The organism is Microbacterium sp. BF1 (assembly GCF_019279095.1).
Classification (GTDB): Bacteria; Actinomycetota; Actinomycetes; order Actinomycetales; family Microbacteriaceae; genus Microbacterium; species Microbacterium maritypicum.
In genome coordinates, this window is record NZ_JAGYWT010000069.1 from 1 (window position 1) to 8187 (window position 8187).

The 8187-nt window shown below is 67.5% G+C and carries 7 protein-coding genes; 4 read left to right on the forward strand and 3 right to left on the reverse strand.

Annotation, left to right across the window (positions count from 1 at the left end):
• Positions 1-720 (forward strand): MinD/ParA family protein (locus KZA10_RS04190; protein ID WP_218682253.1); only part of this gene is annotated, 720 nt, incomplete at its 5' end.
• Complete coding sequence (gene def, locus KZA10_RS04195; RefSeq protein WP_017830211.1) at positions 720-1211, forward strand: peptide deformylase; 492 nt, start codon at positions 720-722, stop codon at positions 1209-1211. The genes KZA10_RS04190 and def, both read left to right, overlap by 1 nt.
• 59 nt (positions 1212-1270) lie before the next feature.
• Here the strand turns inward: def and KZA10_RS04200 are convergent, their stop codons facing one another.
• Positions 1271-3103, reverse strand: coding sequence for a long-chain fatty acid--CoA ligase (locus KZA10_RS04200; protein ID WP_055867306.1), 1833 nt, complete (start codon positions 3101-3103; stop codon positions 1271-1273).
• Positions 3104-3255: 152 nt separating this feature from the next.
• Between KZA10_RS04200 and KZA10_RS04205 the strand changes: the two genes are divergently transcribed.
• Positions 3256-3945: a 1-acyl-sn-glycerol-3-phosphate acyltransferase gene (locus KZA10_RS04205; protein ID WP_017830213.1), complete on the forward strand. Its 690-nt coding sequence runs from the start codon at positions 3256-3258 to the stop codon at positions 3943-3945.
• 47 nt (positions 3946-3992) lie between these two features.
• Entirely contained in the window at positions 3993-5333 is a 1341-nt protein-coding gene (locus tag KZA10_RS04210) for a class II 3-deoxy-7-phosphoheptulonate synthase (RefSeq protein ID WP_218682254.1), read from the forward strand.
• Between the two features lie 106 nt (positions 5334-5439).
• On the opposite strand, the gene pknB is transcribed toward KZA10_RS04210, so the two are convergent.
• Positions 5440-7386 carry a Stk1 family PASTA domain-containing Ser/Thr kinase gene (gene pknB, locus KZA10_RS04215; RefSeq protein ID WP_218682255.1) on the reverse strand — a complete coding sequence of 649 codons (1947 nt, stop codon included), beginning with the start codon at positions 7384-7386 and terminating at the stop codon, positions 5440-5442.
• Positions 7387-7464: 78 nt separating this feature from the next.
• Positions 7465-8043 (reverse strand): LysM domain-containing protein, encoded by a 579-nt coding sequence (locus tag KZA10_RS04220; protein WP_374196536.1) that lies wholly within the window; start codon positions 8041-8043, stop codon positions 7465-7467.
• Positions 8044-8187: the final 144 nt, after the last annotated feature.

The window sequence follows — 8187 nt, forward strand, 5'->3', positions numbered from 1 at the left end:
GGGGTGGGCAAGACGACGATCACCGCGCTGCTGGGCATGGCTCTCGCCGACGCCCGCGAGGATCGTGTGATCGCGGTCGACGCCAACCCCGACCGCGGAACGCTCGCGGAGCGCATCGTGCGCCCGCACCACAGCAAGTCCGTGCGCGATCTCGTCCGGATCCACGACGACGTCAAGGGATACCACGACATCTCCGCGATCGTGGCCCGGGATGCGACCCGCCTCGACGTCCTCGCCTCCGATGCCGACCCTCGCATCGCCGAGGCCTTCAGCGACAGCGACTACCGGGATGTTGCCGGCGTCGCCGCACACTACTACTCGCTCGTCCTCACCGACACGGGCACGGGCATCGTGCACTCGGTGATGTCGGCGACTCTCGATCTCGCCGATCAGATCGTCATCGTCTCCGGTCTCAGCGTCGACGAGGCCCGGCTCGCCTCCGAGACGCTCACGTGGTTGGAGACCAACGGGTATGAGGAGCAGGCGCGCGAGGCGATCGTCGTCCTCAACCAGTCGACGCCGGGGACGCCGCTCGTGCGCCTGAACGAGTTGCAGGCGCACTTCGCCACTCGGGCGCGGAGCGTCGTCCGCGTGCCCTACGACCCGCAGATCGCCGGGGGAGGGACCATCGTGTTCGCGAATCTCCTGCCGGAGACGCGGATCGCAGCCCGTGAACTCGCCGCGCTGCTCGTCGAGGGCCTGCGGGCCAAGGCCGCCTGATGGCCGTCCGCGAGATCCGCATCTTCGGAGACCCCGTCCTGCGGGCGGTCTGTGCGCCGGTCGAGGAGATCGATGACGGAGTGCGTGCGCTGGTGGCAGACCTGGTAGACACCGTGGAGCTGCCCGGTCGCGCCGGAGTCGCTGCGCCCCAGATCGGTGTCGCTCTGCGCGCCTTCAGCTACAACATCGACGGCGACATCGGCTACGTGATCAACCCAGTCCTGACCGAGGTGCGCGGAGAGCCCGAGCCGACGGGGGAGGGCTGCCTCTCGGTCCCCGGACTCTGGCACGACGCGCAGCGTCATCCCTGGGCTCGTGTCGAGGGGATCGACCTCGATGGCAACCCCGTCGTCCTCGAGGGCGACGGCCTGCTCGCACAGGCGCTGCAGCACGAGACCGATCACCTCGACGGCAAGCTCTTCCTGACCCGTCTCGATCCGCAGACGCGCAAGGTCGCCATGCGTGAGGTGCGCGAAAGCGCCTGGTTCTGATCCTCAGAGCATGAAGAAGGGCCCCGCAGCTTGCGGGGCCCTTCTTCGATCTCGGCGCGTCAGCCGCCGATCGGGACGTTCGTCGTCGCGACGGGCTCGTCGTAGATCGCGGCGATCTCGTCGGCGAAGTCGTTCATGATGATGTTCCGCTTGATCGAGAGCTTCGGGGTCAGATGTCCGGAGGCCTCTGTCCATTCGGAGTCGAGGATCGTGAACTTGCGGATCGACTCCGCACGCGAGACGCGAGCATTCGCGGCATCGACAGCACGCTGCACTTCGGCGCGCACACCCTCGTTCTTGGAGGCGTCGACGAGCGACATCTTCGCGTCGAGGCCATTGTTCGCCAGCCACGTCGGGAGCATCTCGGGGTCGAGCGTCACGAGCGCCGAGATGAACGGACGCTGATCGCCGACGACGACCACCTGGCCGATGATCGGGTTCGCGCGGATCGGGTCCTCGAGCGCCGCGGGGGCGACGTTCTTGCCGCCGGCCGTGACGATGATCTCCTTCTTGCGCCCCGTGATCGTCAGGAAGCCCTCGGAGTCGAAGCTGCCGATGTCGCCGGTGTGGAACCAGCCGCCTTCGCTGAAGGCCTCAGCTGTCGCCTCGGGGTTGTTCCAGTACTCCTTGAACACGTTGATGCCGCGGACCTCGATCTCGCCATCGTCTGCGAGACGCACGCCGACGCCGGGGAGCGCGGGACCGACGGTGCCGATCTTCGACTTGTCGGCCAGGTTCACGGTGGCGGGAGCGGTGGTCTCGGTCAGGCCGTAGCCCTCAAGGATCACCACGCCGAGGCTGTGGAAGAAGTGCCCGAGCCGCGAGCCGAGGGGAGCGGAGCCCGAGACGGCGTAGACGACGTTGCCGCCCATGGCCTCGCGGAGCTTGCTGTAGACGAGCTTGTTGAACAGGGCGAACTTGAGCTTCATCCCGAAGGGGATCGGCTTGCCCGCCTCGAGCAGCTTGGAATGCTCGATGGCGACATCGGCCGCGGCGCGGAAGATCTTGCCCTTGCCGCCGGCCTCGGCCTTCTGCTCCGCGGAGTTGTAGACCTTCTCGAACACGCGGGGGACCGCGAGGAGGAAGGTGGGCTTGAACGATCCGAGTGCCGGCAGGAGCTGGCGGGTGTCGGGCTGGTGGCCCGTGCGCACTCCCGCGTGGACGTCGAGGATCGAGATGAACCGGGCGAACACGTGCGCGGTCGTGATGAAGAGGAGAGTGGATGCTCCGGGTGTCTGGACGACCTCATCAAGGGCCTTGGCCGAGTTGCGGGACAACTCGACGAAGTTGCTGTGCGTGAGCACGCATCCCTTCGGGCGCCCGGTGGAGCCCGACGTGTAGATGAGGGTCGCGATGTCGGATCCGACCGCCAGACTGCGCCGGCGCTCGATCTCGGCGTCGGTCACCGAGGCGCCCTGTGCGGTCAGGGTGTCGATGGCTCCGAGGTGCAGCTGCCACACCTCACGGATCAGGGGAAGGTCGCCGCGGACCTCGTCGACACGGGCGAAATGCTCCGGCGACTCCACCATGAGCGCGATCGCTCCGGAATCCTCGAGGATCCACTGGATCTGCGAGGGCGAACTGGTCTCGTAGATCGGCACCATCACGGCACCTGCGTAGAAGAGCGCGAAGTCGACGAGCGTCCATTCGTACGTGGTGCGTGCGAGGAAGCCGACCTTCTCGCCCGGCCGGATGCCCGCAGCGGCGAAGCCCTTCGCGAGCGCGATCACGGCCGTCTGGAAGTCCGCGGCGGAGATGTCGCGCCAGCCGTCTCCCTCGGGGACCGAGAACAACGCACGATCAGGGGTGGCTTCGACACGCTTCACCAGAAGGTCGGCGACGTTCGCGTCGGGATCGGCGGGGACGATCGCAGGGACTTCAAACTGGACCACGGCAGCTCCTTCGGTACCGGTCGGGCACGGACTTGGCTACGAGTCTAGGGCATGGAACCGAGTCGCGCCTTGGGTGAAACTGGGTCGCTCGCGGGCTCGACGCCGGAAGAGGCTTCCGACAGACGCCGGGCGCGGCGCTAGACTTCACCACGATGTTCTACTGGCTGATGAAGTACGTGGTGATCGGCCCCGTGGTCAAGGCGGTATTCCGCCCCTGGATCGTGGGGCGGAACAACGTGCCCGCGAACGGCGCGGCGATCCTCGCGAGCAATCACCTCTCCTTCGCCGATTCGATCTTCCTTCCCCTGGTGATCGACCGGTCGATGTCCTTCCTCGCGAAGAGCGACTACTTCACCGGCCGCGGCATCAAAGGCTGGGCGACGAAGTTCTTCATGAAGGCCACAGGGCAGATCCCCATCGACAGATCGGGTGGCAAGGCCTCCGAGGCCTCGCTGAACACGGGGCTCCAGGTTCTCGGCGGAGGCGACCTGCTCGGGATCTACCCCGAGGGCACGCGCAGCCCGGACGGCAAGCTCTACCGAGGGCGCACCGGCATCGCCAGGATGGCGCTCGAGGCGAAGGTCCCTGTCGTGCCGGTGATCATGGTCGACACCGACACGGCGATGCCCATCGGTCGGCGGCTGCCGCGCATCGTGCGCGTCGGCATCGTGATCGGGGAGCCTCTCGACTTCTCCCGTTACGCGGGGATGGAGAACGATCGCTACATCCTGCGATCGGTCACCGATGAGATCATGGTGGCCCTGCAGAGGCTCGGTGAGCAGAAGTACGAAGACGTCTACGCCTCGACGGTCAAGGAGCGGCTCCCGAGTCGCGTCACATAGGCCTCGCGCGGATCTGGGCGGCACCAGCGACCACTAGGCTGGAACGCATGCTCCCGCACCACATCGAAGCCCTTGATGCATGGCGCTCGCTTCCCATCAAGCAGCAGCCGCAGTGGCCCGACGCGGACCGCGTCGCCGACGTCTCCCAGCAGATCGCGACCCTTCCGCCTCTGGTCTTCGCCGGCGAGGTCGACAACCTTCGCGACCGGCTCGCGCGCGCCGCATCCGGTCAGGCATTCCTGCTCCAGGGTGGCGACTGTGCCGAGACCTTCGCAGGGGCGACCGCCGAACAGATCCGCAACCGCATCAAGACGGTGCTGCAGATGGCCGTCGTGCTGACCTACGGCGCCTCGATGCCCATCGTCAAGATGGGCCGCATGGCGGGACAGTTCGCGAAGCCGCGTTCGAGCGACTCCGAGACCCGTGGCGATGTCACGCTGCCGGCTTACCGCGGCGACATCGTGAACGGCTACGACTTCACCGAGGGGTCCCGCGCGGCCGACCCCGGTCGCCTGCTCCAGGGCTACCACACGGCGGCGTCCACGCTGAACCTGATCCGCGCGTTCACGCAGGGTGGTTTCGCCGACCTCCGCGAGGTGCACTCGTGGAACAAGGGCTTCGCGCAGAACCCGGCCAATCAGCGCTACGAGCGCATGGCCGCCGAGATCGACCGCGCGATCAAGTTCATGGAGGCCGCGGGCGCGGACTTCGACGAGCTGAAGCGCGTCGAGTTCTTCACCGGGCACGAGGGCCTGCTCATGGACTACGAGCGCCCGATGACGCGTATCGACTCGCGTACGGACACCCCGTACAACACGTCTGCGCACTTCCTCTGGATCGGAGAGCGCACGCGCGAGCTCGACGGCGCGCACGTCGACTACTTCTCCAAGATCCGCAATCCCATCGGCGTGAAGCTCGGACCGACCACGTCGCCGGACACCGCCCTCGCTCTGATCGACAAGCTGGATCCCGAGCGCGAGCCCGGCCGACTGACGTTCATCACCCGCATGGGAGCGGGCAAGATCCGCGATGCTCTTCCGCCCCTGCTCGAAGCAGTTCGCGACTCCGGCGCGCAGCCCCTGTGGGTCACCGACCCGATGCACGGCAACGGCATCACCACGCCGACCGGCTACAAGACTCGTCGCTTCGACGACGTGGTCGACGAGGTGCGAGGCTTCTTCGAAGCGCACCGTGCCGTGGGTACGTTCCCCGGCGGCATCCACGTCGAGCTCACCGGTGACGACGTCACCGAGTGCCTCGGTGGGTCGGAGCGGATCGACGAAGCGGCCCTGGCCACGCGCTACGAGAGCCTGTGCGACCCGCGACTGAACCACATGCAGTCTCTGGAGCTCGCCTTCCTCGTCGCTGAGGAGCTCGAGAAGCGCTGACGCTCCCGTCGCGAAGACGAAAGAAGCCGCCCTCCCGGAATCATCGGGGAGGGCGGCTTCCTTCGTCGGTGGGTTCGTGCTCTTGCAGCAACCGACGCGGGAGCGCTCAGCCGCTCAGTTGGATCGAGAGGTTCACGGTGCCGCCGCGGGGGAGGGACTTGTCCGTACCAGGATCCTGGCTGGTGACTCTCGCCATCTCGGCGAAGCCCGGCAGATCGCCCCAGGCGGCGTAGGTCGATTTGAACCCCTTGTCGGCGAGGATCTTCTTGGCCTCGTTCAGGGTCTTCCCCGAGACGTCGGGCACGGGGAACAGCTCCGGTCCCTTCGAGACGATGAGCTGCACGTTGTCGCCGGGCCGCCAGTTGCCTTCTTCCGCACGGTCGGCCACACCGATGACGACATCCTTGGCGACGCTGTCGCTGAACGTGTATTGCGGCTCGGCGGTGACGGTGAGGCCCTTGTCCGAGAGGGTGGAGGTCGCCTCGCCGATCGACATGCCCGCGACATCGGGGAACTCGCCGGACGAGACGTACAGCTCCACCGTGTCGTCTTCGAAGACCTCGCAGCCGTCGCCGCAGATGTATGCTTCTCCGCCGGCTCTCGGGGTGACATAGGCGTTGATGACGATGCCGGCGTCGGCGTCGGAGAACAGCATCAGCGACGTGTCCGTGACGTTGACGTTGAGGCCGTCGAGGTAGTCGCGGGCGTCTTGCTCGGCGCGTCCGTTCAGGGGGTCGAGAGTGTGCGCGGCGGGTCCTGCAGAGACGATCACCGTGACCGAGGCGCCCTTGTCGAGTCGCGAACCCTCGGCAGGGTCGGTCTCGATCACGGTCCCGGCGGGGATGTCGATGGAGAACTCGTCCTTCTGCGCGGGGACGAAGCCGGCCTCGGTCAGCGTGGAGGCGGCCGCGTCGTAGGTGCCTCCTGCAACGGCAGGCACCGCGATCAGCGAGCCGGGGCCGGAACCGAACCACCAGCCCACACCACCGGCGAGCACCGCCAGCAGGAGCACGAGAGTGAGGAGGAACGCTCCGCGCGCGCGGCGCTTGGACGCGCGTCGCCGCAGGAGGGTCGCATTGTCGAGCGCGGCGGGGACGGGAGCCGTGGGGTCGGCGATCACCATGGTTCCCGGCATCACCTTGGTGAGGTCGCCGGAGTCGCTGTGGCTGTGCTGCGCAGCCGTGGCTCTGGCCGCCGTCGGGGTGACGCCGAGGTCGCGTTCGATCTCCCGCAGGCGCTCGAGCATCTGCTGAGCGTCGTCCGGTCGGTCGTCCGGGGACTTCTCCGTGGCCCAGAGCACGAGCTCGTCGAGCTGCTCCGGCACGGCGGGATTGCGAACGCTCGGGCGCGGGACAGACTCCGTGGCGTGCTGGAAGGCGATCTGCATCGGCTGCTCGCCCTTGTAGGGCTGCTCGCCGACCAGCATCTCGTACAGCATGATGCCGAGCGCGTAGATGTCGCTGCGGGCGTCGGCGGTGCCTCGGGTGACGAGTTCGGGGGCGAGGTAGGCGATCGTCCCCAGCAGCTGCTGTCCGGTCGCGGTGTTCGCGGTCGTCGCTCGTGCGAGTCCGAAATCGCCGATCTTGATGCGGCCGTCCTCCGCGAGGAGGACGTTCTCCGGCTTCACGTCGCGATGCACGATTCCGGCGCGGTGTGCGGCCGAGAGACCGGCCAGGATCGCGTCCATGATCGTGATGGTCTGCGGGAGCGTGAGGCGCTTCTGCTCGCGGAGGAGCTCGCGCAGCGTGATTCCGGGCAGGTACTCCATGACGAGGTACGCCAGCTCGCCGTCCTGCCCCTGGTCGAACACGTTGACGACGTGCGGATCCGCCAGGCGGGCCGCGGCCCTCGCCTCCTGGATGAAGCGGCTCTGGAAGGCCGAGTCGTCGCTGAGGTGCGCGTGCATCACCTTGAGGGCGATGCGCCGTTCGAGACGGAGGTCGGTCGCGACATAGACCGTCGCCATGCCTCCGCGGGCGATGCGGGCGCGCACACGATAGCGGCCGTCGACAAGCCGCCCGATGAGGGGGTCGGCTTGCTGATTGGTCGTCACGTCAGAATTCTATGGAGAACTGCCTGAAAGACAGGGGAGCGCCTCACCCCTCGGGCCTGCGGGTTTTCCCGGATGTCGTCAGCTGTAGAGAGCGAGCCAGGCATATGCTTGGGCCTCCCACTGGCCGTACCTGTCCGGATACGCCGAGATCTGCACCGCCTGCGCCGCCGCTGTGAACGGCATGCTGTCCCAGCCGGGGATGTCCAGGAGCCCGCGGGTCGCCTGTCCGTTCGGGTCGCTCTGACCGCCGTAGAACACGCGTGTGCTCCGGTCCGCGTCCATGATCTGCGCCGGGGTTCCCCACCCTGTGCTCGGACGCTGCTGGAAGATGCCGAGCGAATCGCGGTCGCCCCAGTCGAGGTTGCGCAGCCCCGACTCGACCATCCCGGTCGCGAGGGCGATGGCGATGGCCCGGTCGTTGACGCCGATCTCGCGACCGATGCGGATGATGAGCGCCGCGTTCGCCCCTTGCTCCGCGGAGAGCGTCGTCGCCTGCTGTCCGCCCGTGGAGGCGGGAGCAGTCGTCGCGGGGGCGGGGGTCGGCGCCCCCTGCAGGGACAGGGTCTGGCCGGGATAGATGATCGACGAGGGGCCAAGCCCGTTGGCGGCATACAGCGTCTGGGTCGTCGTGCCGTATCTCTGCGCGATGCCGAACAGGGTGTCTCCTGCGGCGACGGTGTGCGGCCGAGAGACCGGCCAGGATCGCGTCCATGATCGTGATGGTCTGCGGGAGCGTGAGGCGCTTCTGCTCGCGGAGGAGCTCGCGCAGCGTGATTCCGGGCAGGTACTCCATGACGAGGT

Excerpts from the sequence above, each read along its gene's own strand:
- def (WP_017830211.1), top strand. The coding sequence starts at position 720 with ATGGCCGTCCGCGAGATCCGCATCTTCGGAGACCCCGTCCTGCGGGCG.
- KZA10_RS04210 (WP_218682254.1), top strand. The coding sequence starts at position 3,993 with ATGCTCCCGCACCACATCGAAGCCCTTGATGCATGGCGCTCGCTTCCC.
- KZA10_RS04205 (WP_017830213.1), top strand. The coding sequence starts at position 3,256 with ATGTTCTACTGGCTGATGAAGTACGTGGTGATCGGCCCCGTGGTCAAG.